General features: G+C 44.3%; 20 protein-coding genes. 7 read left to right on the top strand and 13 right to left on the bottom strand.

Features of this window, described 5'->3' with window-relative positions; genetic code table 11:
- The first annotated feature begins 122 nt into the window (after positions 1-122).
- The 3 genes from AC3CIA_RS08325 to AC3CIA_RS08315 all read left to right on the top strand — a co-directional run bounded on the left by AC3CIA_RS08325 (position 123) and on the right by AC3CIA_RS08315 (position 3,309).
- Complete coding sequence (locus AC3CIA_RS08325; RefSeq protein WP_372244424.1) at positions 123-1,157, top strand: extracellular solute-binding protein; 1,035 nt, start codon at positions 123-125, stop codon at positions 1,155-1,157.
- A 232-nt stretch (positions 1,158-1,389) separates the two neighbouring features.
- On the top strand, positions 1,390-2,427 hold the full coding sequence (locus tag AC3CIA_RS08320; protein ID WP_029223699.1) for an extracellular solute-binding protein: 1,038 nt from the start codon (positions 1,390-1,392) through the stop codon (positions 2,425-2,427).
- Between the two features lie 96 nt (positions 2,428-2,523).
- Complete coding sequence (locus tag AC3CIA_RS08315) at positions 2,524-3,309, top strand: GGDEF domain-containing protein (RefSeq protein ID WP_488517946.1); 786 nt, start codon at positions 2,524-2,526, stop codon at positions 3,307-3,309.
- Between the two features lie 132 nt (positions 3,310-3,441).
- Here the strand turns inward: AC3CIA_RS08315 and cobB are convergent, their stop codons facing one another.
- The 11 genes from cobB to AC3CIA_RS08260 all read right to left on the bottom strand — a co-directional run bounded on the left by cobB (position 3,442) and on the right by AC3CIA_RS08260 (position 15,120).
- On the bottom strand, positions 3,442-4,176 hold the full coding sequence (cobB, locus tag AC3CIA_RS08310) for a Sir2 family NAD+-dependent deacetylase (protein WP_017087790.1): 735 nt from the start codon (positions 4,174-4,176) through the stop codon (positions 3,442-3,444).
- A 273-nt stretch (positions 4,177-4,449) separates the two neighbouring features.
- The gene (locus tag AC3CIA_RS08305) at positions 4,450-5,670 is read right to left on the bottom strand and encodes an ammonium transporter (protein ID WP_171316391.1); all 1,221 of its coding nucleotides are present in this window, start codon (positions 5,668-5,670) and stop codon (positions 4,450-4,452) included.
- Positions 5,671-6,123: 453 nt separating this feature from the next.
- Complete coding sequence (locus AC3CIA_RS08300; RefSeq protein ID WP_017059624.1) at positions 6,124-6,540, bottom strand: hypothetical protein; 417 nt, start codon at positions 6,538-6,540, stop codon at positions 6,124-6,126.
- Positions 6,524-7,597 carry a formate dehydrogenase subunit gamma gene (locus tag AC3CIA_RS08295; protein WP_171312464.1) on the bottom strand — a complete coding sequence of 358 codons (1,074 nt, stop codon included), beginning with the start codon at positions 7,595-7,597 and terminating at the stop codon, positions 6,524-6,526. The genes AC3CIA_RS08300 and AC3CIA_RS08295 overlap by 17 nt, the downstream gene beginning before the upstream one ends.
- A 13-nt stretch (positions 7,598-7,610) precedes the next feature.
- Complete coding sequence (gene fdh3B / locus AC3CIA_RS08290) at positions 7,611-8,219, bottom strand: formate dehydrogenase FDH3 subunit beta (RefSeq protein WP_004733723.1); 609 nt, start codon at positions 8,217-8,219, stop codon at positions 7,611-7,613.
- Positions 8,220-8,230: 11 nt separating this feature from the next.
- Positions 8,231-11,086 carry a formate dehydrogenase subunit alpha gene (locus AC3CIA_RS08285; RefSeq protein WP_146454297.1) on the bottom strand — a complete coding sequence of 952 codons (2,856 nt, stop codon included), beginning with the start codon at positions 11,084-11,086 and terminating at the stop codon, positions 8,231-8,233.
- Between the two features lie 10 nt (positions 11,087-11,096).
- Positions 11,097-11,297: a twin-arginine translocation signal domain-containing protein gene (locus AC3CIA_RS08280; protein ID WP_004733728.1), complete on the bottom strand. Its 201-nt coding sequence runs from the start codon at positions 11,295-11,297 to the stop codon at positions 11,097-11,099.
- A gap of 76 nt (positions 11,298-11,373) precedes the next feature.
- Positions 11,374-12,006, bottom strand: coding sequence for a TorD/DmsD family molecular chaperone (locus tag AC3CIA_RS08275; RefSeq protein WP_237290419.1), 633 nt, complete (start codon positions 12,004-12,006; stop codon positions 11,374-11,376).
- Positions 12,007-12,015: 9 nt separating this feature from the next.
- The gene (locus AC3CIA_RS08270) at positions 12,016-13,677 is read right to left on the bottom strand and encodes a 4Fe-4S dicluster domain-containing protein (RefSeq protein ID WP_488517945.1); all 1,662 of its coding nucleotides are present in this window, start codon (positions 13,675-13,677) and stop codon (positions 12,016-12,018) included.
- A 299-nt stretch (positions 13,678-13,976) separates the two neighbouring features.
- Positions 13,977-14,666 (bottom strand): DUF3306 domain-containing protein, encoded by a 690-nt coding sequence (locus tag AC3CIA_RS08265; protein WP_016795574.1) that lies wholly within the window; start codon positions 14,664-14,666, stop codon positions 13,977-13,979.
- Positions 14,656-15,120: a DUF3305 domain-containing protein gene (locus AC3CIA_RS08260; RefSeq protein WP_016795575.1), complete on the bottom strand. Its 465-nt coding sequence runs from the start codon at positions 15,118-15,120 to the stop codon at positions 14,656-14,658. Before AC3CIA_RS08260 ends, AC3CIA_RS08265 begins: the two co-directional genes overlap by 11 nt.
- A gap of 354 nt (positions 15,121-15,474) precedes the next feature.
- Here AC3CIA_RS08260 and fdhD point away from each other — a divergent pair, with 354 nt between their 5' ends.
- Both fdhD and AC3CIA_RS08250 read left to right on the top strand, forming a co-directional pair.
- The gene (gene fdhD, locus AC3CIA_RS08255) at positions 15,475-16,314 is read left to right on the top strand and encodes a formate dehydrogenase accessory sulfurtransferase FdhD (protein WP_237290420.1); all 840 of its coding nucleotides are present in this window, start codon (positions 15,475-15,477) and stop codon (positions 16,312-16,314) included.
- Between the two features lie 336 nt (positions 16,315-16,650).
- Positions 16,651-18,540, top strand: coding sequence for a methyl-accepting chemotaxis protein (locus AC3CIA_RS08250; protein ID WP_237290421.1), 1,890 nt, complete (start codon positions 16,651-16,653; stop codon positions 18,538-18,540).
- Between the two features lie 187 nt (positions 18,541-18,727).
- Here the strand turns inward: AC3CIA_RS08250 and AC3CIA_RS08245 are convergent, their stop codons facing one another.
- Positions 18,728-20,311, bottom strand: a complete 1,584-nt coding sequence (locus AC3CIA_RS08245; RefSeq protein ID WP_017077249.1) for an ABC-F family ATPase — start codon at positions 20,309-20,311, stop codon at positions 18,728-18,730.
- Positions 20,312-20,762: 451 nt separating this feature from the next.
- Here AC3CIA_RS08245 and AC3CIA_RS08240 point away from each other — a divergent pair, with 451 nt between their 5' ends.
- Entirely contained in the window at positions 20,763-23,108 is a 2,346-nt protein-coding gene (locus AC3CIA_RS08240) for an ATP-binding protein (protein WP_054547742.1), read from the top strand.
- 1 nt (position 23,109) lies between these two features.
- The gene (locus AC3CIA_RS08235) at positions 23,110-23,997 is read left to right on the top strand and encodes a mechanosensitive ion channel family protein (RefSeq protein ID WP_004733762.1); all 888 of its coding nucleotides are present in this window, start codon (positions 23,110-23,112) and stop codon (positions 23,995-23,997) included.
- A gap of 134 nt (positions 23,998-24,131) precedes the next feature.
- On the opposite strand, the gene AC3CIA_RS08230 is transcribed toward AC3CIA_RS08235, so the two are convergent.
- Positions 24,132-25,751, bottom strand: a complete 1,620-nt coding sequence (locus AC3CIA_RS08230; RefSeq protein WP_488517944.1) for a methyl-accepting chemotaxis protein — start codon at positions 25,749-25,751, stop codon at positions 24,132-24,134.
- Between the last annotated feature and the right edge of the window lie 251 nt (positions 25,752-26,002).

Below are 26,002 nucleotides of genomic sequence, written 5' to 3'. Positions count from 1 at the left end.
CTGAGACTGACTTGATAAGATTCAAGTTTAACAAAAGTGTTATTCATAAACAGAATGGTAAATTGCCATTCTGTTTTTCTATCTAGTGCCTTCGGGCAACGTTTAGTTTGGAGCTAACGTCAATGAAAAAATGGGCTACTCTATTAGCTGGTAGTGCATGTGCGCTTTCAATGTTATCTGCACCATCGTTTGCAAAAGATAACAAAGAATTGGTATTCATGAACTGGGGACCTTACATCAACAGTGAGATCTTAGAACAGTTCACGGATGAAACTGGCATCAAAGTGATTTACTCGACTTACGAATCGAATGAAACTTTGTACGCAAAATTGAAAACGCACAATAAAGGTTACGACCTTGTGGTTCCTTCAACCTACTTCGTGTCTAAAATGCGCGACGAAGGCATGCTTCAAAAGATCGACAAAACCAAGCTAAACAATTTTGCGAATCTAGATACGAACTACCTAGATAAGCCATATGATCCGAACAACGACTACTCGATTCCACATGTTGTTGCTATTACGGGCCTAGCTGTTAACACGGACATGTACGATCCAGAAGATTTCCAAAGCTGGGCTGACCTATGGAGCCCTGAGCTTGAAGGTCAGCTGATGATGATGGATGACACGCGTGAAGTGTTCCACATCGCACTGCGTAAGTTAGGTTACTCAGGTAACACGACTAACGAAAAAGAAATCGACGAAGCCTACGCTGAACTGCGTAAGTTGATGCCGAACGTTCTTGTGTTTAACTCAGATAACCCTGGCGCGCCATACATGTCTGGTGAAGTGGGCCTTGGTATGCTTTGGAACGGTTCTGCTGCTGCAGCGCAAAATGAAGGTCTGCCGATCAAACTGGTTTTCCCTAAAGAAGGTGGCATCGGTTGGGTTGATAACTTTGCTATCAGTTCTGGCGCAGTAAACGTAGAAGCGGCTCATAAGATGATTGACTTCCTACTTCGCCCAGAAATCGCAGAGCAAATCTCTCGTGACACCGGTTACCTAACGGCAGTTAAAGCGTCTAATGAGAAGTTCAAAGACAGCCCTGCTCTGTTCCCGTCGCAAGAAGATCTTGACCGTGTTGAATGGCAAGCTGCGGTTGGCGATAAGACAGTGAAGTACGAAGATTACTTCATGAAGCTTAAAGCGGGTCAGTAAGCGAGCGAGTTAGTTATCTAATTGCTCTGGTCAACAGATGCTTATTAAGTAACTGGTTTACTTAACAAGCCTAGTTAGGTAATCAACAAGTTAAAAATAAGAATATCAACGAATAGGCAGCTTAGGCTGCCTATTTTGTTATATCACTGCTATAATTTAGCGCGATTTTTAGAAATCCATTTACTTTGGGTTCAATACCCAGCTCCAAATCAAACAAATGAACGGAACAGTAATGAAAAAAACACTGTATACCGGCGCATTGTGTGCTGCTACTTTACTTTCTACACCCTCTTTCGCAGCTGACCAAGAACTGTATTTTTACAACTGGTCTGAATATATTCCAAATGAAGTACTAGAAGACTTCACAGAAGAAACTGGCATTAAAGTCTATTACTCAACTTATGAGTCTAACGAAAGCATGTACGCTAAGTTAAAAACTCAAGGTACGGGTTACGACTTAGTGGTTCCTTCTACTTACTTCGTTTCTAAGATGCGTAAAGAAGGCATGCTTCAAGAGCTTGATAAAACTAAGCTAAGCCACTTTGCAGATTTGGACCCAAATTACTTAGATAAGCCATTTGACCCAAACAACAACTACTCGATCCCATACATCTGGGGCGCAACGGGTATTGGTATCAACTCAGATATGCTAGACAAGTCTTCAATTAAAAACTGGGGCGATCTGTGGGATACACAATGGGAAGGTCAACTGATGATGATGGATGACTCTCGTGAGGTTTTCCATATCGCACTGTCTAAACTGGGTTACTCTCCAAACACAACGAACCCTGAAGAAATCAAAGAAGCGTACGAAGAACTTCGTAAGCTAATGCCAAACGTATTGGTATTTAACTCAGACTTCCCTGCGAACCCTTACCTAGCGGGTGAAGTGTCTCTTGGTATGCTTTGGAATGGCTCTGCTTACATGGCACGTCAAGAAGGCGCAACGATTGACATCATCTGGCCAGAGAAAGGTGCTATCTTCTGGATGGATAGCCTAGCGATTCCAGCAGGCGCTAAGAACACTGAAGCGGCACATAAGATGATCGACTTCCTTCTTCGCCCTGAAAACGCAGCGAAAATTGCTCTAGAGATCGGTTACCCGACGCCAGTTAAAACGGCTTACCCTCTTCTTCCTAAAGAATTTGCTGAAGATAAGAACGTTTTCCCACCGCAATCAGTGATGGATAACGGCGTTTGGCAAGATGAAGTTGGCGAAGCGAGCGTCATTTATGACGAGTACTTCCAAAAACTTAAAGTAAACAACTAGATTGTTACTGATAGGTTAATAAAGCGGCGTAAGCCGCTTTATTTTTATCTACACTTTATATAGGATTGCACCAAACAATATAGAGTTCGATTTAATATGCCAGCAAACCCTATTTTATTGGTTGTGACACTGATGCTTCTCGCGTCATTCTTGATGCTTGGGCTGAGTTCTTTTATTCACATAGATTCCAATTACGATCTGTTTTTTGAAACGAACACGCTCGTGATTATAATGTACATCTACTACGTTGCTCGTCATGCTATTCGCCCTCATAAAGCCCTTCGCTATGGTGCTTTACTGCTTATTTTTAACTTGCTTTATGATGTGTTCACAGAGCTCAAACACCTCGATGAATGGGCCGACCGAAACGAGTTACTCGACACCTTTCTTGAAGATGGATTGTTGCAAATAGCCTTCCTACTTATTGCTTACGGTATTACTGAACTTACAACCAAATTGAAAGATCAAAGCAAGCAAGATGAGCTGACAGGCTTGTATAATCGTAAGAAGTTTGACGCAATCACGCTGAAAGAATTCGAACTCATATATTTCGATTTGGACGGGTTAAAGCGAGTCAATGACCGTAAAGGCCATAAAGTTGGCGATCTAATGATCGTTCGCTTCTCTCAAGCGCTCAACCAAGCCGCCTTAGAAGATGAAATGGTGTTTCGTGTTGGCGGTGATGAGTTTGTCGCGACTGCACAACTTGGCCGTGGTGGCGAGTTTGTAACCCAAGTGACGAACCTATTACATGGAGAGGACATCGGCTTCTCTTACGGTATTGAAGTAACGAGTCGAGAGAACTTTAAACAGGCGCTTGATGAGTCAGATAAAGCGATGTACGAAATGAAAAAAGCGCAGCGAACAGATCAACGAGCTTAATTACTCCATTATTTAGTGGCTGATTTGGCCGTAAGACAGGTAAAAAATAGAGACAAAAAAGGCAAACATACATACGACTCTAATTCTTTTTAGGTCAATGTACATTTGCCATATATAGTGGATAAAGATTAGTTAAGCCGTCAAAGAGCCCTTCTCTGAACACAACAGCTCACCCACTAATTTCGGCACTTCAATACTGGCTTTACCGTAGCGTTTCTCTTCAAACTCACTTTCAACCGCACTAGGTTCGAGATTTATCTCGATGGTATGCGCACCATGCATTCTAGCGTCATGTACAAAACCTGCCGCTGGATAAACCACACCTGACGTGCCGATCGAGATGAACAGATCCGCTTCTTCTAACGCCGAATAGATGTCGCCCATTCTTAATGGCATTTCGCCAAACCAAACAATATGAGGACGCATTTGAGCTGGTATTTGGCAACAATGGCACAATTCACCAGTATGGATGTCGTCTTTGTGCTCTAGAACTTGATTTGATTCGCTGCAACGTGCCTTAAGAAGTTCACCATGCATGTGAATAATATTGTTGCTACCGCCTCTCTCGTGCAGGTTGTCGATGTTTTGAGTGATGATCGTTACTTTGCCGTCTAGCTTCTCTTCGAGCTCACCTAGCGCCTTATGGGCAGAGTTTGGCAGAATACTTTCGTTCTGTAAGCCATGGCGACGCTTATTGTAGAACTCTTGCACCAAGTCTGGATCTTTTGCAAAACCCTCTGGTGTCGCGACATCTTCGATTTTATGGTTTTCCCATAATCCGTCTTGTGCTCGGAATGTTTGAATCCCCGACTCCGCAGAGATGCCGGCGCCAGTAAGAATTACGATATTTCGATATGGGAAATGCATATAACGTCCTTTTCAATATGTCACTTTGTAACAGCTTAGCACTGTTCAAATTCCAACAATAGTTTTAGGGATTAGACCATAGTCTTAGCCAACTGAATTCATTGATTATTTGTGACATAACTCGCTTGTTCTCCTTCGTTCTTTCTCAATCTCCTTTCTGACTGACTCGTATTGCTTTCTATTTCCCATAAACGCAAAAAAGCGGCCGAAGCCGCTTAGTTATAATTTAATTTGTGTCTAGCAAGGGCTTAACACTCATCAAGATTGATGACGTTAGTCTTCGTTAATCGAAGAGATCTTATGGATTGAAAGATCCGCACCGTTGAACTCGTCTTCTTCACTTAACCTTAGGCCAGTTACTTTGCTCAACACACCGTAGACAACCAATGCACCGATTAAAGCTACTGTAATGCCCGCTAGCGTACCAATCACCTGAGCACCAAAGCTCACGCCACCTAGTCCCCAGAGTGCTTGCTGGCCGAAGATGCCAGCTGCAATGCCACCCCAAGCGCCACACACGCCGTGCAATGGCCATACACCCAGCACATCATCAATCTGTGTTTTGTTCTGCATGTAAGTAAACAGGTAAACGAACAATGCGCCCGCTACACCACCTGTAACGAGAGCGCCAAGTGGGTGCATTAAGTCTGAACCTGCACAAATCGCTACGAGACCAGCCAAAGGACCATTGTGGATGAAGCCTGGGTCATTTTTACCTGCGACTAAAGCCGCTAGAATGCCGCCGACCATAGCCATAAGTGAGTTCATGGCTACTAGGCCGCTGATGCCATTGATAGCTTGAGCTGACATCACGTTGAAGCCAAACCAACCCACACATAAGATCCAAGAACCTAGTGCTAAGAATGGGATGTTAGATGGTGCGAAGTTCGTGTGTTTACCTGCGCGAATACGACCTTTACGCATACCTAAGAAGTAAACTGCGACCAAAGCAATCCAACCGCCAACGCCGTGAACCACAACTGAACCCGCGAAGTCATGGAAGCCATAACCGAATTGTGCTTCAAGCCAATCTTGGAAACCAAAATTACCATTCCAAATGATGCCTTCAAAGAATGGATAAACAAACCCAACGGTGAAAAGTGTTGCTATGAGTATTGGATAGAAACGTGCACGCTCAGCGATACCACCAGAAACGATCGCTGGAATCGCCGCAGCAAACGTCATCAAGAAGAAAAACTTCACCAGCTCGTAACCATTACCTTGCGATAAGGTTTCTGCATCTGCAAAGAAATGCGCACCGTAAGCCACCCAGTAACCGATAAAGAAATAGGCAATGGCAGAAACGCCGAAATCCGAGAGGATCTTAACCAGCGCGTTCACTTGGTTTTTCTTTCTTACTGTACCGACTTCCAAAAATGCAAAGCCTGCGTGCATTAAGAAGACCATGATGGCGCCTAATAATAGAAATAGAGTGTCTGAACTCTGCGTCAAGCTCTCTACTGCGCTATGAACTTGGGTAACCGTTTGACTCATTAAAGCTCTCTCCCTTAGCTTTGTCTCAATTGCACTAGAACCGTGCGAATTGATGTCGTAATTAATTAAAGACTCAACAGTAAACGCAAGATGCGTTCCAACACGCTCACGTAATTTTCGTGCAACAAGTTTTTGTTTTAAACTTATGATTTTAAAGGGTTAAAATTACCACTGCACTTTTTTGGATATTTGAGATGGAGGGATGTTTAAAATTAATTGCACCAATTAAGGGAGTTGCACCATATTGGCGCGGTCAATATCATGCTTGGTTCTGTTTTAGAGCTACTCCAAATATTTTGAAGCATTCACTAAAAATCTTCTTCCAAGTTGACTAGACCCTTGTTCAGGGGGGACAAAAAAAGCCCAGTGATTCGAATCACTGGGCTTTCTATACAATGGTTGCTTTGAGTAAATCGCTCTAGATAAGTTGTTATCTACTTCATCTGATACTCACTACAGGTTTGGTCCTGTTGTCGGGTTTTGCGGTAGGTTTTGACTTAAGCGCTGCATGCCTTGATACATACGAATAAACCAAACCACGATCGCCACACCACCAAACAGCATGCCGACATAGGGAATGTAGTAAGCGATGTCATCGATAATATGGTTTTGATACCAGTAATCGTTCACACCAATTAACACGCCGTTAGAGGTCGCTACCGTGACGATAAGCACAACAAAGAACGTCAGGTTCAAGAAGAACGAGCGAATCAAGCCATAGTAGTGCGTATCCACTACTTCGCCGTCTTCCCCTTTATCTAAACGATAGCCTGCGTAGATAATCGCGACCACACCAGAGAGAAGACAAGTAAATGGTGTAAAGCAGCTTAGGATGTAAGCGACCCAAATACCTTTATGAGGTTTGTTCATTCTTATTCACCCCTTCTGTTTTCTCTGTTGTTACGTTAGCGCTTTGTTCAGTGCCGTTTTTCTCTTGTTCCATCACTTCTTTGTACCAAAGGTCATGGTGCTCTTTAGCCCAAGTTTCATCAACTTCGCCTGTTACCATGCCTTCAAGTGCACCTTCCATACCGAACAAGCCGATGTAGATGTGGAACACAAAGCCACAGATAAGGATTAAAGCAGCCAACATGTGGACTAGGTTTGAAAGCTCCATATCACGACGGGTTTGACCGAAGATTGGGAAGTCCAAAACCAAGCCACTGATCGCAGCGACACTACCCATAACAATCAATAGCCAGAATAGCGCTTTCTCACCCGCGTTAGAAAACTCTGCAGATGGATGAGAACCTTTATGTTTCCCGACCATACCACCCAGTTTTATAAACCACTGGATATCGACCATTTTGAAGATCGACTTGCGCCACCACTTGATAAGAACAGCCATCAACAGCACATAGAAAATCGGGCCGATGTAGTTGTGGTATTGCTTCGCCAATAGAACGATGAAGCCCCATAAATCGGTTGGGATATAAGGTTTCAAGAAGTGTTTACCGTAAACCAACATCAAACCACTGAACGCCAGTGTTAAGAAGGTAAACGCCATGCTCCAGTGCAGTGCGCGGTCCAGTCGCGACCAACGTTTGATCTTACGGCCCGTTCTTGGTGCACTCAGCATTAATGGGCCAATCACAACGTACATTAGAGTAACGAAAGCAATACTGCCAAAGATAGCGACAGCACCGGCTGGTGACATCCACTTCTCTTTCAATATGTACCACGTTTGACCTGGGGTACTGATCAACACACCGTGCTCAGCCGATTGAGATGTGGTGTAACCTTCTTCACCGTTTCTTACTTGTCGCCAAAAATCAGCGCCAGCAAGTTGTGTGATTTCTCTTTCAGCAGAGCTCGATTGAGTTTGTGATGAGTTCGTCTCAGATGCATGACTCAAAGGAGACAGCATTGTTAGTGCTGCCAACATTGGCAGCACAACAAGGAAGAGACGCTTAAACATTGTAAGCATATGTCTCTCCTAACTAGCTCTTCATCGCATCGTAAGAAAGGTCATTGCCGTCTGTCCAGCCTGCACCCTTCGCACCACGCTCAACAACACGCTGACGGAATACATCAGAGACTTTCTCTGCATCACCCGCTAGCAGTGCTTTGGTTGAACATAAAGAAGCACACATTGGTAGCTTGCCCTCAGCAATACGGTTCGCCCCGTATTTCTGACGTTCTTCCACAGAACCTGGCTCTGTTTCTGGGCCGCCAGCACAGAAGGTACATTTGTCCATTTTACCGCGCTCACCAAAGGCTTCCTGTTTAGGAAATTGAGGTGCGCCAAACGGACAAGCAAACAAGCAGTAACCACAACCGATACATAGATCTTTATTGTGAAGTACGATGCCGTCTTCTGTATGTTCAAAACAATCTGCTGGGCAAACTGCCATACAAGGTGCATCAGTACAGTGCATACACGCTACTGAGATAGAGTTTTCACCCGGTTCACCGTCGTTCAGTGTTACAACGCGGCGACGTTGAATACCCCATTCCAGAGCATCATCATTTTCGTTCTTACATGCAGTGACACAACCGTTACATTCGATACAACGTTTGGTGTCACAAAGAAATTTCATTCTAGCCATTTTAAGACTCCTTACGCTTTACGAATATTACAAAGGGTTACTTTCGTTTCCTGCATCAACGTGACAGGGTCGTAACCATATGTGGTTGCTGTATTGGCTGCTTCGCCAATAACGTAAGGATCAGTGCCTTCTGGGTACTTAGAACGCAAATCTTCGCCTTCGAACTTACCGCCGAAGTGGAACGGCAAGAACGCTAAACCCGGTTTAACACGACGAGTAACCATCGCTTTCACCTTGATACGGCCTTTCTCTGCACCTTCAACCCAAACATCATCGCCATCTTTGAAGCCAATGTCGTTTGCGTCTTTCGGGTTCACTTCAACAAACATCTCTTGTTGTAGTTCTGCTAGCCAAGGATTAGAACGTGTTTCTTCACCACCACCCTCGTACTCAACCAGACGACCAGACGTAAGAATAATCGGGTATTCACCAGACTTATCTTGGTCTTGAATGGATTTGTACAACGTAGGAACACGGAAAATCGCTTCTTTGTCGTCCCACGTTGGGTAGTCAGCGACTAGATCACGACGTGGTGTGTAAAGTGGCTCACGGTGCAGTGGCACGCGGTCTGGGAATGTCCAAACAATCGCACGCGCTTTCGCATTACCAAACGGAATACAACCATGCTTGATAGCAACACGTTGGATACCACCAGAAACGTCGGTTTTCCAGTTTTTACCTTCAGCAGAGGCTTTCTCTTCTGCTGTTAGATCGTCCCACCAACCCAGTTGTTTCAGCAGTTTGTCACTGAACTCTGGGTAACCATCTTTGATTTCGCTGCCTTTTGAGTAGCTGTCTTCAGCCAATAGGCTTTGACCTTCAAATTCCACACCGAAACGAGTACGGAAGTTACCGCCGCCCTCAGCAACAGGTTTAGACGTATCGTAAAGGATATGCGTCCCTGGGTGTTTCATTTCTGGGTTGCCCCAACATGGCCAAGGCAGACCGTAAGTTTCGCCATTCGCTGGGCCGCCTTCTGCAGCAAGCGTGGTTTTGTGGAACGTGTGCCAGTTTTGTTGGTGTTCTTTCAAACGCTCTGGGCTTTGACCTGTATAGCCGATCGTCCACATACCTTTGTTGAATTCACGTGTAATGTCTTCAATCAATGGTTGGTTGTTCTCAACACGGATGTTTTTGAACAGTTGATCAGAGAAACCAAGCTTCTTAGAAAGAAGGTACATGATTTCGTGGTCAGGCTTAGATTCGAACAGTGGATCAACAACCTTGTCACGCCACTGTAGAGAACGGTTTGACGCCGTTACACTGCCGTAGGTTTCAAATTGAGTGGTTGCTGGAAGCAAGTAAACGCCATCGGTGCGATCGTTCATGACTGCCGCGACTGTTGGGTATGGGTCAACGATAACCATCATATCCAGCTTCTGCATCGCCTTCTTCATCTCTGGACCACGAGTCTGAGAGTTCACCGCGTGACCCCAGTAGAACATGGCGCGGATGTTTTCGCGTTGGCGAATCTTGTCTTTGTCTTCAAGCACGCCATCAACCCAACGAGAGACAGGAATACCTGCACTGTTCATTGGCTTTTGACCACCGTATGCGTTGTCGTCAAAACGTCCTTTGACCCAGTCAAAGTCGATATCCCAAACTTTAGACCAATGGCGCCAAGAACCTTCAGACAAGCCGTAGTAACCCGGTAGCGTGTCTGATAGTACGCCAAGGTCAGTTGCGCCTTGTACGTTATCGTGACCACGGAAAATGTTTGCACCGCCACCTGATTTACCTATGTTACCTAGCGCAAGCTCAAGTACACAGTAAGCGCGTGTGTTGTTGTTACCCGTAGTATGTTGAGTACCACCCATACACCAAACGATACAACCCGGACGGTTCTCTGAAAGCAGTTTTGCTGTGTGGTAAACGTCTTCTTCGCTAACGCCTGTTACACGCTCAACTTCTGCTGGGTTCCACTTCGCAACTTCTTCACGGATCTCGTCCATGCCGAATACACGTTGGCGGATGAATTCTTGGTCTTCCCATTTGTTAGCAAAGACATGCCATAACAGACCCCAGATAAACGCAACATCTGAACCCGGGCGTAGAGAAACATAGTGATCAGATTTCGCAGCAGTACGCGTACGACGAGGATCCGCAACAACGATCTTACAGTTGTTCTTCTCTTTCGCGATTAGGATGTGTTGCATCGCAACCGGGTGAGCTTCTGCAGGGTTCGAACCAATGAACAGCATCGACTTACAGTTGTGCATGTCATTGAACGAGTTTGTCATCGCGCCGTAACCCCAAGTGTTTGCAACACCGGCTACTGTGGTTGAGTGACAAATACGCGCTTGGTGGTCAACGTTGTTGGTGCCCCAAAGCGACGCCATCTTACGGAATGCGTAAGCTTGCTCGTTACTGTGTTTTGCACTACCCAAGAAGTAAACGGAATCAGGACCAGACTCTTTACGAAGTTCTAGCGCTTTATTACCGATCTCTTCAATCGCTTGTTCCCAAGAAAGCTTCTTCCACTTACCGCCTTCCAATTTCATTGGGTACTTAAGGCGACGCTCACCGTGGCCGTGCTCACGCAGAGCTGCGCCTTTCGCACAATGTCCACCAGCGTTGAATGGGTGATCGAATGCAGGCTCTTGACCCGTCCAAACACCGTTTTGAACTTCAGCGTAAATGCCACAACCCACAGAACAGTGAGAACAGATAGTGCGTTTCACTTCTGTTTTCGCTTCAGGGTCGACTGACTTAGCTTCCGCCTTTTTCATCATACCCGGAGCGAATAGACCAGCGCCTACTACCGCACCACCAGCCGCTAGAGAGGTGTTTTTCATGAAGGCACGTCGAGACACACCCAGTTGATTGGTTTCTTTGCTCACACTATCGGAGCGTTTGACAAGTTTCATCCGTTATCTCCTAAAGCGTGTCGTAGTAATCGCGAATGTGTTGCGTTTCACGATAGCCCGTCTTCTTCATGTCTTCTTTCGGCATTTCAACCGTTTCTGAAGCAGTTGCCACCTTCGTTGTTCCAGCGACAACTGCACCCGCTACGGCTGCAGTTGTTAAGCCTTTGAGTAAGTCCCTACGGCTTGTGTTTATTTCTTTATTATCTTTCATCATTGCTTCCTTACCTTGCGGTAGATCTTTTTGGAGGCTTAATGCCCCTCTATCGATATAATCGCGTACTGCTCGATTACTCGTAATCAGTGACGTTTTTCACATCAATCTTTAATTTATGCTTACTGCTTTTTGTATTAACGCTAAAACGCACTTGCTCTAACGTTAGGAATGCTTCACACAGCTGAGCTGCCGATTTGTAGAAGTTCGCACTTTCTGCACTTTTAAGCTGACGCGTAAAAGAGTTGAACCAAGGGCCAAGATGCTTATTGAAAACAGCTTGCTGAAGCGCTTCTTCTTCACCGGTTAGCATTGCCATTACTTCACACAATGCCGCAATATGATCTTCTGGCTCTTTCACTTGATCATCACGCTCAATGCCTAAAAGCTCTAAATCATGACGAATCTCTGCTAATGGTTTTTCCATCATGGCGCCAGTTCTATGCCAAGAACCAAATGGAACAATCTCTCCACGGCCAATGCCAATGAACAGATCTTGATATTCGTCTTCTAACGCTTCGCGATTTGATTCCGTTGCTGCTTGTTGAATGGCAATCCAAGCTTTTTGCATTGCACTCTCAGACGCTTCAATGTCTAACGTCTTTAGGAAATCAATGACCTCTTCAGAAGGTGCGCTACGGAACAATGCAGAAAGAACCAAATAGATTTCAGTTCTTAGTGTCTGTTCTTGATCCAAATTAGTATCCAATGCCAACTCCTAGTATTTCAATTGATTCAATGGGTCTTGAGCCATTGAGTCGAACATGTCCACCACACGACAGTCTTCACACATCGCAATACGATTAATCGCAGTTTCATCTGAAAAATGAGAGTGACCACGTAACTTATTCTGCAGCATGTCAATCATAGACTGTGGAGCGAATGGCTTATGGCAGCGTAAACATTCCGCCGCTTTCTCTTCATGAATCACAACCGCTTGTTGACGTTCTTCTTTCACCCAATTCATACGAGGTGTCAGAGTGAGAACATTCTCAGGGCATGCCTTTTCACACAGACCACATTGAATACAGTCTTGTTCTACAAACTTAAGTGATGGAGAAGCACCGTCGGTATGAAGAGCACGTGTAGGACAAACCGCAACACAACTCATGCATAACGTACAATCTTTGCTTTCACACGAAACCGTGCCGTATGGTGCATTCGAAGGAAGTTCAACGATATTCTCGACAGGAATGCGAGATGAAGACATAGCATCAAGTGCAGTGAATAGACGTTGACGTTTGTTGCCTTGAAGATCGCCAAGTGCAAGGTCGAAAGAATCAACGCACAGTGTTGGAGGCCCTTCACGTAGAGACTCTAAATACAGGATATCGATGGTTTCTTTTGGAACACCGATTTGGTCTAGTAGCTCTTGAGCAATCCCGACTTCGTTATTCAGAACACGAATGATCGTCTCTGGCATAAAACGAGAAGCAGCAAACAGAACCTGAGTTGCGCCATTCACTAGCGCTGCAAACCAAGTATCAATACCAATAGAAGGCAGTTCTTCAACAACGATTGGAATAACGTTATCTGGTAGTGCTTTTAGCGCCATTACATTGTAAGTCTCATGACGAGAGCTACAGATAAGTACGATTGGATCCAGACCGCCCGCATGTTCATAGTTAGCTAGCGTACGTTCAATGAACTTTTGAGTATCGTCAGGGTTTGGAAGCGCATAGGTAATCGCTTCTGTAGGACAGCTTGTTGCACAAGTTCCGACGCCTTGACATAGATAAGGGTTAATCTCGATTTTGTGACCTGTTTTGTCTGAGCCTTCACTTGATAGCGCGCCAGCAGGACAAGCATCAACACAACGTTCACACCCTTTTACGCCACGAGAACTGTGCGCACAAAGGTCAGTGTCTAAACGGAAGAACTTAGGCTTATCAAATGTACCCATTAGCGTTGGAATCTCTTCCAGTGCTTCGGCCAGTTTTGGATAGCCTCGACCCACTGGGTAATAACCCGGTACAGGCACTTCTTCTGTCATGCAGCTATTCAGACATAGGTCTAGAACAACATCGAAACAATCGTGATTAATCGCGATTTTCGCTAAGTTGCTTGATGTGCCTTTACTCTCAATCACAACTTCAAACGTACCAAGGAAACCGGATACTTGAACCGAATTCGCGAAGTACAGTTCTGGGTTTTTGCCCTTTTCGCCGTCTGTCGACAATAAGGTTAAGCTCGTCAATTGAGGTAATTGAGCCGCAGCACTTTCAACGATCGCAGTTGGACCAATAACAAGAGTATTACCGCCGCTTTCGTAGCTAACAGTAGGTGGAATCAGATTTGTTAACTCAACTGTATTTTCAAATGCATACAGTCTTGCTTTAGCGTTATTTGAAGTTGCTTGTTCTAATAATTGTTTAAGCATTGCTCAGTTCCATCTTTGGACATGGATAATCTGTTCAACCTTCATTGTAGTAAGCGATAGAGAACTTGCTGAGTAATCCGTTAACAACTAACCCTTTAGCCAGTGTCTCGCTCGTCAGACTATGAATTCGTCTATCTACAAAAAAGTTGATAATAAACGTTATTTAGCAAATGCCATGCCAATTTAATAAACCTTATATATCAGTAATTTAATTCTTTATAGCGTTTATTGTGCGTATAAAAAAACCGCTTGGGACATTTTGTCGCAAGCGGTTCATTGAGTATTTAGTCAAAATGTACCTATTCTTTGTGTGGTATATTTTGTCCCATCTCTTTCAGGTCATCTTCGTCTGATGTGGTAGCGCTTTTATCTGAAACTGTGTTTTTATACAGTTCTTTTTCTTGTTCGGTTATTTCGGCACTTTCTGAAGTTTCAAGTTCATTATCAGATGCCTCAAGATCGCTTTCAGAAGTTTCTAAAACTGAGCCTTCATCTTTATTATCAATGACTTGGTCTTCTTCTGGCGTAGTGTCTTCTTCCGTTTTATCTTTAACCCAATCACGCAGGGTTTCCGCAACCCCTTCAGAAAGAGACTTTAAATTACTGTAATCGTCGTCGTAATCATCTAAACCATCACGAACATTGAATTCTTCTGAGAGGAATAATTTACGCAATGCGGCTTTTTTTACGCTTTCTGAGGCTTCTGATACCAATAATTGAGCAACAGACAAGTCTTCAGTGGCTTCTGGTGCGGGATCTTGAACGTCAGCAGCATGAACTTCTTCATTGGTTTCTAAAGGATCACTATCTAAAGACTGAGGCGCTGCTGCTTCCATTTCAGAAGAAAGATCAGCAGACGAAATCTCAGAAGATGAAGAATCAGAGGAAGTGAGTTCCGGTGCTTCCAGTGTTTGCTCTACTTCCAAAGCTTCGTCAGTGGATTCGTCAAGCTTTCGTTGAGACCAACGGCTAAAGAAGTTAGTTGCCATTTGATCTACCCGCACCTTTACGTTTCTTACGTCTTGCTTCTAGCAACTCACCATGACGGCCTATGAAGGCTTCCATCCAAGCTTGCACAGGTAGCGGAATGTCGTATGAAAGGACTTGGTTGTCACCGTCCATGTATTGCCCTGCAACAGTTTGTGATGCTGTAAGTAACTGAATAACTGGTTTTACACCAGAATCGACATTATCCATCACTAAGAAAAGCTTAGGTTGCTGAGAGCTTAAGTTGAAACGATAGTCCGTACGCTCGTCTTTGTGTAACTGAAGTAAGCAAACGTCTTGGGCATCACCTTCTGGCGACAGTTCAAACCCCGTCAATTCCCATTGCGTCGTTACCCAGATACCTGTTTTGATCTCTTTCTCAATTCTTTGGACACCGATTGGCCAAGCTGCTTCTGTTTTTTCATATTGTTCTTTGAATTCTTTTATCTCAGACATACTTCACCCAATTGATTTTCTTTGGTCTGAATGCACTTAGGACATTTTGTACTGTGCGCAATCATATACACCCCATAAAGCAATAAACACGCCAATACGGATTAACTGCGAGAGCGTATCTATAGCGTTCGTTATCAAGTTGTCACTATAACGTTAGTCGATACTGGTTATTTCAGACAACTCCACTCGGTGAACTCTCATATTTTGCGCTATTTTAATCGAATGCTTCATGTTTTCCTGAATACCCGTTATTTTGGAATAAGATTTGCTTTAAGCATGGGCTAAAGAATCGATTAACAAGAGTGGCGTTAGACCGTCTTGTTACAACCCTATCTCATTAAGTAGGAAGTGATTGTGGTAAAACCAAACATAATAAAAACTAGCGAAAACCCACTTCAGACAATTGAAGTTGAAGTGTTTGATGAATATGGTGAGAAGCTAACCAAACAGATCGCTTGTGAACGCCCTCTTACCGTTATGTTGAACTGGAAAGAGATCGTAACCCTGATGACGCTCGGCTCACGCCCTGAATCCTTAGTCTTGGGTTATTTGAAGAACCAAAGCTTCCTTTCTGACCCTGAAGCGGTTGAGTCTATCATCATCGATTGGGAAACCAGCTCTGCAGCGGTTATCACCAAAGAAGATACGAGCCAACTTGAGCAAGCGCTTAAGAAGAAGACGGTGACCTCTGGCTGTGGTCAGGGCACCATGTTTGGAAACGTGATGAAGCAGTTGGAAGATTACCAGGTGCCTCAAACCAAGATTAAGCAATCTGAAATTTACACGGCTTTAGAAGCGCTGACTCATTACAACGACACCTACAAGAAAGCTGGCGCGGTACATGGTTGCGCAGTTTGCAAAGACGACAAGGTTCTATCGTTTGTTGAAGATGTTGGCCGTCACAATGCGGTAGATACGTTAGCTGGTGAGATGTGGCTTAACAAAGAGTCTGGTGAAGATAAGATTTTTTACACTACTGGCCGCCTGACTTCTGAAATGGTCATCAAAGTAGCGCAGATGGGTATTCCTGTTCTGCTATCACGCTCTGGCGTAACACAAATGGGCTTAGACTTGGCTCAGCAATTTGGTATCACGACCATTGCTCGCGCTAAAGGCCTGCGTTTCCAAGTGTTCACTGGCGCAGAGAAGATCGACTTTGATGTGAAAGGCGAACAGGCTTCGTCTGAAAGCTAGATTCAAAAGCCCTGTTCATGCCTAATTAAAGCTGATTTTAGGCGAATGATATAGCTAAACAACAATGCCGCTCATAACCTTGATGAGTGGCATTTTTTATTTGTTCAAAGTTTATTTCAAGATATGCCTAGTAAGCTATATAGCTTGGAGGTTTCTCTCAACGGTACCCACTGATTCTTGCTTGTAGATAAATAACGGCTCCCTCGACCTTAGTCGTAAACGAATCTTGCTTTAACAACCTTATAGGCTATTAGTTACATATTCATCATTTAAATGCATCTATTAATTACAAAACAAAGATGAATATTAACGTCACTGGCTTAAAGGGAATTAACCATGAGTAATCCATCGGAACCTCAGCGTCGTTCGCTGTCTCTTTCAATACGCAGTAAATTTATTCTAATCAACCTCACCTTGTTTGTTTCAGTTTTCATATACGCCATTTACGAACAGTTTAGCTTAGACAAGCTTGAATCCTTGGAGCGCGCTGCGACTGAAAACCTCAGGAGTTCAGTTGACTTGCTAACGCTCAGGAGACACGAGAAAGATTTCTTGTCTCGCCACGATCAAAAATACGCAGAACGCTTCGACAAAACCGCCAACACCCTGAATCAACGATTGGTGACTTTGAACCAAACTCTCACCTCGCACGAGCTGCACCTGTCTGACCAAATGACAAGGATTTCGGACACTCTTCATCAATATCAAAAACAGTTTCACCAAATCGTTGAACAAGTAAATAACATTGAACGTACGACCGCACCTTTAGGTTTTGTCGCTGCGTTAGATGGCAAAAGAACCGCGTTAAAATCAGCGATCGAATCTGAATCGAGTTTGGCTCTAGAGCTTGCGCTATTGGAGTTGATTGAAAAAGACTTCCACTATCTCGCTCATATTAATGACCAAACACATATGGCGTTAGCTGGTGCTCTTAAAGAGTTTGAACCCTATTCTCAAACGTCGGTTGCGACAGAGCAAGCCTATTCGGATTACAAAGCTGCGGCTGAAACGCTTCTGTTGGCTAACACCAATTTAGGTTTATCGGCAGAACTCGGTCTTAGAGGCGCCTTACGTAGCAACGTCCACCAAACAGAACAAGCCATTGAAGCGGTACAAACCGAGATAAGCCAAGCTATCTCAGCGGCGAGTACACATACCAAAAACACACTACATCTTTTTGGTGCGGCTATCGTAGCTCTGCTCTCTCTGTTGTTAGTGTTCATTGGGCGCAACATACTTGCGCGAATCAAAGCGATAAACGTGATGATGGAGTCAATTGCCAATGGAGATGGCGACTTAACCGTGCGCATGAACGCCAAAGGCAACGATGAACTTGCTCAGTTGGCGCATTCCTTCGATACCTTCATCAATAAACTGCATGGCAATATTAAAGAGTTGTCTGGCGTGATGACGGTGTTGACCGATAGTTCGTGTAGCTCTGAAGAAGCGGCAATCAAAAGTATGAGTAATGCTGAAAAGCAGAAGCAACAATCTGAATCAGTAGCGACGGCAGTTAATGAGCTGGTGATGACCAGTAATGAAGTGACGGCGAACATAGAAAACGCAGCGACGAACGCTGAGAAGATCAAAGACAATGCACATCAGGCGTTACAAGAAACCCACGCAACCAATGACAGCATTAATGTGCTGGCCGAGAATATTGCAGAGTCTCAAAACCTAATTGTTCAGCTTGAAGACCAGAGTCGTGAAATCAATCAAGTCGTCACTACCATTCAAGGTATTGCGGAACAAACTAATCTACTCGCGCTAAATGCAGCGATAGAAGCTGCGCGCGCTGGCGATCACGGACGTGGGTTTGCAGTCGTGGCGTCTGAAGTAAGAGAGCTTTCGCTAATGACTAACGATTCAACCCATCAAATTGAATCGACCATTCATGGCCTAACGTCTGGAATAGCAAAAACGGTCGCTAAGATGTCGGTAAGCCTAGAACAAACGGGATTAGTTAAACACCAAACCAAAGATGTGGTAAATGCGATTGAAGGTATACACTTTCAAGTTGGAGAGATGTTCGACTTAAACAGCCAGATTGCCACGGCGTCTGAAGAGCAATCCATGGTTTCAGCGGACATCGATCGGAACATTACCGATATCGCTCATTTAGCCAGTGATACTCATACCGTGGTTTCAGGGTCAGTTCGTTGTAGTGAACAAGTATCGAACGTGAGTGTGAAGCTTGAGAAGATTGTCGCGCAGTTTAAGTATTAATGAGCAGTGTAAGCATTGATGAGTAAAGGTATTTTCGACCAACCACTCGACGTTTTTTAATACAAAGAGACTGATTTAAAAAACTGATATGAAAAACAAAAGGCCTCTATCTTATTCATAAAGATAGAGGCCTTTTTAATCAGGGATACGTACTAACGTTGTATTACGTATTCATGTTTAATGCGTACTAAGCGCGTGCTTTCAAGAACTCAGCGTAAGTACCGCGGAAATCGTTGATCTTGCCGTCTTTGATTTCAAGAACACGAGTCGCTAGAGAGTCTACGAATACACGGTCGTGAGAAACGAAGAACAATGTGCCTTTGTAGTTCTCAAGAGCCAAGTTAAGTGCTTCGATAGATTCCATATCCATGTGGTTCGTTGGTTCATCCATTAGCAGGATGTTTGGTTTGTGCATCATGATCTTGCCAAGAAGCATACGCCCTTGCTCACCACCAGAGATAACCTTTACCGACTTTTTGATGTCGTCTTGGCCAAACAGCATGCGACCTAGGAAGCTACGAACAACTTGCTCGTCTTCACCTTCTTGACGCCATTGGCTCATCCAATCAAACAGGTTTAGATCTTCTTCAAAATCATGTGCGTGATCTTGAGCGTAGTAACCGATGTTTGAGTTTTCAGACCACTTATATTCACCAGTACGCGCTTCTAGAGCACCCGCTAGTGTGTTAAGTAGTGTTGTTTTACCCACACCGTTCTCACCGATGATAGCAACACGCTCACCAACTTCGAAAATCGCATCGAACTTGTTGTATAGGTCTTCTTCAAAACCTTGAGATAGGTTTTCAACCACAAGCGCGTTACGGAATAGCTCTTTAGACTGTTCGAAACGGATGAATGGGTTTTGACGGCTAGACGCTTTTACTTCATCTAGTTGAATCTTGTCGATCTGTTTAGCACGAGACGTTGCCTGTTTCGCTTTAGATGCGTTAGCAGAGAAACGAGAAACGAACGTTTGAAGTTCAGCAATTTGTGCTTTCTTCTTCGCGTTATCAGAAAGTAGACGTTCACGAGCTTGTGTCGCTGCTGTCATGTACTCATCGTAGTTACCAGGGAACAGACGAAGTGCGCCGTAATCAAGGTCAGCCATATGTGTACAAACTGAGTTTAGGAAGTGACGGTCATGCGAAATGATGATCATTGTGCAGTTACGTTGGTTTAGCGTATCTTCCAACCACTTGATGGTGTCCATGTCCAGGTTGTTCGTTGGTTCGTCAAGAAGCATAATATGCGGGTCTGCAAACAGTACTTGAGACAATAGAACACGAAGTTTCCAACCTGGTGCCACTTCGCTCATTAGACCGAAGTGCAGTGATTCTTCAATACCTACAGCAAGAAGAAGCTCACCTGCTTTCGCTTCTGCCATGTAACCGTCCATTTCAGCGAACTGAACTTCAAGATCAGCCACTTTCATGCCGTCTTCTTCGCTCATTTCAGGCAAAGAATAAATGCGGTCTCGCTCTTGCTTAATCGCCCAAAGCTCTTTGTGACCCATGATAACCGTGTCGATTACCGTGAATTCTTCATAAGCAAACTGGTCTTGGTTTAGCTTAGCAACGCGCTCATTTGGATCGTAGCTTACGTTACCAGCACTTGGCTCAAGTTCACCAGAAAGGATCTTCATGAACGTCGATTTACCACAGCCATTCGCGCCGATTAAACCGTAGCGGTTGCCTTCGCCGAACTTAACTGAAATATTTTCGAAAAGTGGCTTAGCGCCGAATTGTTGGGTGATATTTGCTGTGGAGATCAATGCCGTTACCTTTTTAATGTGAAAAACGCCGCAACGTTACTTCTTCGGGGCTTTAACTGCAAGTCTTGATTGCAATTACTCGCCATTAAGTGAGTGATAACCTAGCCAAATCATAGTTTGAGCTGACTCACATTTTTGATTTTCTATTTGTCGTTAAAAAACCATCTATTTTCAGGAAAAACAAAATATCGAACAGCGCCCTATAATGGGCGGTATATAACGTCTCAAATCATGCCAACCATTGAATATATCGTATGCTGATTGGTCACAGTAAAACTAACCCGATCAAAGCAACAACAGACATAGGCAAGACTAGCCTAATCTCTGACAATTTCATGACAAAATCAGCCGAAACGGGAATAAAGTACTCGCCCCCGATACGGGGTTGGATTTCACAAAGTAAGATTAACTAACTATAGTAATCCTAACCTCATAATTCTAAGAGACTTTTATGCGTTCACTTTCGCGCTTCTTAATCTTCACTTTGGCCATTCTCTCTTGGCCGAGTCATGCCAACTTGGAATATGACTTACAATCTCAGCCTCAGGTATCTAATAGTGCTGTAGATCTGGATAAGCGTATTGATTCCCTACCTGATCCCCTCTTTATGGAGCAGTCGGACAGACGCCAAGTCAACATTTTACTTGCCGAAGTTCTGCGAGTTCAAAAGCTGGAAATCAAAACCTTCGAGCAACAGGTAAAAGCCTATAGAGATAACAACGACGCCGATCAATGGTTTGCCGTGCAAACCAGCTACGTTACTTTGAATAGCTTGAACGTGAGTAAGCAGCACCTGTTAGAGCAGACCAACTCTGCGAACAAAGAGCGCTTAACCGGTTTTGGCCCATACGGCGTGACTCAATTTAAACAAGAGTGGGAATTAACCAAACTCAATATTGAGTATCTTGTTTACTTCCAAATTCGTAGCTTTAAAGCATTAGTTAAAGACATTTTTATTTCTCCAGTGCCTGTCATTTGGGCTTCTCTAAAGGTGCTGTTCATTTACTTCGGTTTAGTATGGTGGCTTGCCAACAGCACTCGCTTGATTGAGTTGTTTCGAGTTAACTTTCTCGAAGCGAAAACGAACCCTCCTTTTTTGGTTCGTGTGATTTGGTATATCAGCCGCGCTGAGCGTGCGATTGCTTGGTTAATCGCCATCACACTTTCTTTGAGAGTGCTTTCTAGCATCCCTAGCCTGCAGCACCTGATTTTCCTAGAAATATTCACGTGGTGGATTCTAGGTGGTTCGATTGCTATTAGCTTTATTCTTGAATTTGCGTATCGCTTGGGTCGCACATCAAACCAAGAAGTCATCGCGCTGAGACTATCGACTATTCGTCGCTATGTTTGGAGTATTATTGTTGCAGGTCTGACTTTGCAGATATCGAGCATCACACTGGGTAAAGGCACCATTTACAGCTGGATCTACAGTGCGCTGTTTTTCTGGTTTGTGCTGGTCACGATATCGGTACTTAGATTATGGAGAGCGAAAGTCTTCGATACGCTGCAACACATCTCCGATCGTCCGGTGTGGGTTAACTGGGCGGTAAACCGCAAGGAAACCTTCTTACTTAATATACTGGCGACAGCAATTGGAATCGTCTGGTTGAGTGTTTACAACTTCCAACATCGAATCATGGCATTGCTTTCTAGTTACACGTTGTTTAGTCAGGCCTTAGCCTATCTCTTTCGAATCGAAGTGGCTAAGCAGTCTGATCTTGATAAAAACCAACAAAACTTGGTTCGAATCAAAGGAGACAAAACCTATGAGTACATTCTGCCGGGTAATATCGATAGCACCTTAATTGATTACGCGGGCGATGAGGTTAAGCAACTCTCTCGTTACTTAATGTCTGACAGCCCTGCTATTTGTATTGTTTCAGGCGAACGTGGTGTGGGTGCGACAACGCTGCTTTATACCTTGCTGCATAAAGTATCCAACGCAGAGCCTGTTTACGTGAGTTGCCCTTACGCAGGTTACCAAGAGCTCTTAGCGCATCTAGCCGTGAGCATCGGCTTGGAAGAAGAAGCGACTGAGATTCAGATCTTGGCGCACCTACGTAAAAGTAACACCACGTACCTAATTGCGATTGATAATGCCCAACGATTAGTTAAGCCAATGGTCGGTGGCCTGTCTGATTTGATTCGTTTAACCAACCTTCTCCGTCGTTCTAAAAAGAATCACCGTGTCGTGATATCGATTGCCAAATCAAGCTGGCGATTTGTCGATCGAGCGCGTGGTGAGCGTTTGCTGTTTGACTTGGTGTGTTTTCTACCGCGTTGGACAGAAAAACAAGTTGGCGAACTACTGACTAGCCGCATCAATACCGATCTTGAAAAGCCGTTATCGTTTGATGGTTTAGTTGTCCCTAAGCAGTGGGATCAAGATGACATGAGTGAAGAAGAACGCGCACGCCAAGGCTTCTATCGAATCTTGTGGCACTACTCTGATGGCAACCCTACCGTTGCGCTGCGTTTCTTTAGGCTCTCTTTGAACCGAAATAAAGAGACAGATCAAGCCGTGGTACGTTTGTTCCATGTTCCTGAAGCACAGGAGCTGGAAAACATGCCGAAGCCTATGCTGGCTGTACTTCGCTCTATCGTGCAACTGGAAATAGCTTCTCCGGAAGTGTTGTCTGAATGTACTCAGCTGAGCATTGCAGAGATAACCGGGATTCTACGTTATTTTGAAAGCCGTGGTTATATTGGTTGGCATGAAGAAAAGGCTCGAATTTCTGAGCACTGGTTCCGCCACATTACAAACGTTCTCGACCGTCAACATCTACTGGTGAAGTAAAATGAAGAAGTTATTTATCCTACTATTTGTTGGCTTGGCAAGTGCTGTCAGTTTCCCGACCTTCGCGACGGAAGAGTTAGCTAACGTAGAAAACATCTCAAAGATTGCGAGTTTAGTGCGTTGGAGCGGCGTGTTCTTCTCCATGATCGTTATTGCCGCAATGTGGTTGTTACTTAAGTTCATCAATTCGTTGGTGACCAGCTTTGGTAGTCAGTTCGTGCAATATCGAATGCTGCTACAGAAACTGCAGTCGTTTACTCAGTTCTTTATTTACGTGAGCACCGGTCTTATCGTGTTCATGATGAGCTTTCGAATCAACGATCAAATCTTAGCTTTGATTGGTGGTACCCTCGCCGTGTCGGTCGGCTTTGCGCTTAAAGACTTGGCTGCGTCATTCATCGCCGGTATCACGGTGATGATTGACAGACCTTTTCAAGTTGGTGACCGTGTCACGTTCGAAGGTAACTATGGCGACATCATTACCATTGGTTTGCGTTCTGTTCGAATGAGAACCCTGAACGACGACATTATCACGATCCCGAACAACAAGTTCTTAAACGAAGTAACGACTAGTGGTAACTATGGCGCGCTGGATATGCAGGTGGTAATTCCATTTTATGTCGGTATGAATGAAGACATCACCCTAGCCCGTGACTTGATTCAAGAAGCGGCATCTTCAAGTCGTTACATCCATTTGCCGAAGCCTGTTACGGTTCTGGTCAAACAGACCATCACGGATAATTACTTGGCGATACAGCTAACTTGTAAGGCCTATGTGGTCGACACGGCGTATGAGAAGCTGTTTGAAACCGATATTACCTTGCGTGTGATGAAAGAGTTTAGAAAACACAATATCAACCCTCCGAAGATTTCAGTGACTGCACATTAACAAGATTGGCTTAACGCGCTTCTTTTTCTTAACGCTCTTCTTTTGTTGAGCAAGTTAACAATCCAGTCATCTACAAACAAAAACACCTCCGAACTTGTCTCAAGTGCGGAGGTGTTTTTTTATGAGGTTTTTGCTTAGACCTTAAAGTACTTTAACTGATCAGTAAGGTGTTCTGTAGTGTTGGCCATTTTCTGGCTATCCTCAGCTAACGACTGTGAAGCTTGCAGTACTTCGTTAGCCGCCAGATGAATCCCAGTGACACTTTCACTCATTTCGGTTGCTACCGTGCTTTGTTGCTCCGAGGCGGCGGCGATCTGCGCGACCATGTCGTTAGCGTTGTGAAGCTCATTCACAATCACATCGAGTTGTTGGCGAGTTTCGTTAGACGCGACAACACTGTGATCGACTTTCTCATTGCTGCTTTGCATTGCTTTAAAGGTACGCTCGGCTTGCTGAGTCAGTTTTTCAATCGTCGATTGCACTTCATTGGTTGAGTTCTGAGTACGACTAGCAAGGTTACGAACTTCATCGGCGACTACCGCGAACCCTCTTCCTTGCTCACCCGCTCGCGCTGCTTCTATCGCGGCGTTAAGTGCTAACAAGTTAGTTTGTTCAGAGACATCACGTATCACGCTCACCACTTGGCTTATCTCTGTGACACCAGATTGCAAGTCTCTGACGAGATCGTTCGCGGTCGAAATGTTTTCTGAAACCTGAGATATGGTTTTAGACGTTACTTGCATGTTTTGGTCGTTATGGTTTGCGTGCTCGACAACCTTATTGGTGCTTGCGGCAGTGTTTTCAGCATTCACAGCGACATCAGAAATGGTGGCACTCATTTCTGTCATCGCTGTCGATAGCAACTCAAGCTGTGCATGCTGTGAGTTAACACTGGTCGCAGCCTCTTCACTGGCTTGTGCAATGTGACTCGCCATGTTGCTGGATAAACCGGCTGATTCATTCGCTGTACGAAGCGTGCTTTGTAACTTGTTGAGCATGGTATCAATTTGATTACTCATATCGCCCAGTTCATCTTTGCGTGTCATGTTCATGCGTACACGAAGATCCCCATCTGCAATCTTATGGGTGTTGTCGATAAGCTTGTTAAGTGGCACAAGGATATTGTTAGAAATCGCGTAGCCCATAGCAAACAACAGGCCTGATAATACAACTGCGACCAGTCCCTCTTTGAGCGCTAGTGCATAGAAAGCGTCTTGAATATCCGCAACTAAGATTCCCGACCCAACAATCCAATTCCACTCAGGGAATAGCTGTACATATGAGATCTTGTCTTTGAGTTCACCTTGCGGGCTCATCCATTGATAATCAAGAAACCCTTTCTCCTCAGGGGTACGTGAAATGGTGACCATCTCACGCCAGTGGTGTTTACCTGCACCATCTTTAAAGTTACCTGCGTTCTTGCCATTGAGTTCAGGTTTTAATGGATGGATAACAACGTTGAGTTGTTGGTTTAAGATCCAGAAATAATTGGTGGTGTCGTAACGAAGCGTTTCAATCGCTTGCAGCGCTTGTTTCTTTGCTACTTCTTCACCGAGTACGTTACGTTGGCTGTAATAGTAACTCGCTAAGCTGACCGCGGTTTCGACTTGAGCACTGAGTTTATCTTGGCGCTCTTGCATTGAGCTTTCACGTTGTTGCATTAGGTTGAAAGATGACGCCATTACCAATAGAACAACCGATAAAATGACGATGGAGATAAGTTTTGATTTAATAGAGAGATTACTTAATTTCATAGCTGACTGACTTTATTATATTTTTTGATTATGAATTTGGGGTCAATGTATCAAAAATCCGTACAGTTCAGATGATATGCATCAAGATCAAAAGATATACACTGTGTTACATATTCAAAAAGAGGTACTCGTCAAACAGTCAGAGGTTGAGATTTAGTTGGCGATAGTTTAGTAGTGCGGGATTTTCGTGCTTGGGCTGAAACGTTCATGTAACAGCCTAAGCGCAGTAGAGATATTATCGGGTGATAATA

Source organism: Vibrio sp. QJM3NY_27, from assembly GCF_057785955.1.
This window is presented reverse-complemented; position numbering and strand designations above follow the sequence as displayed.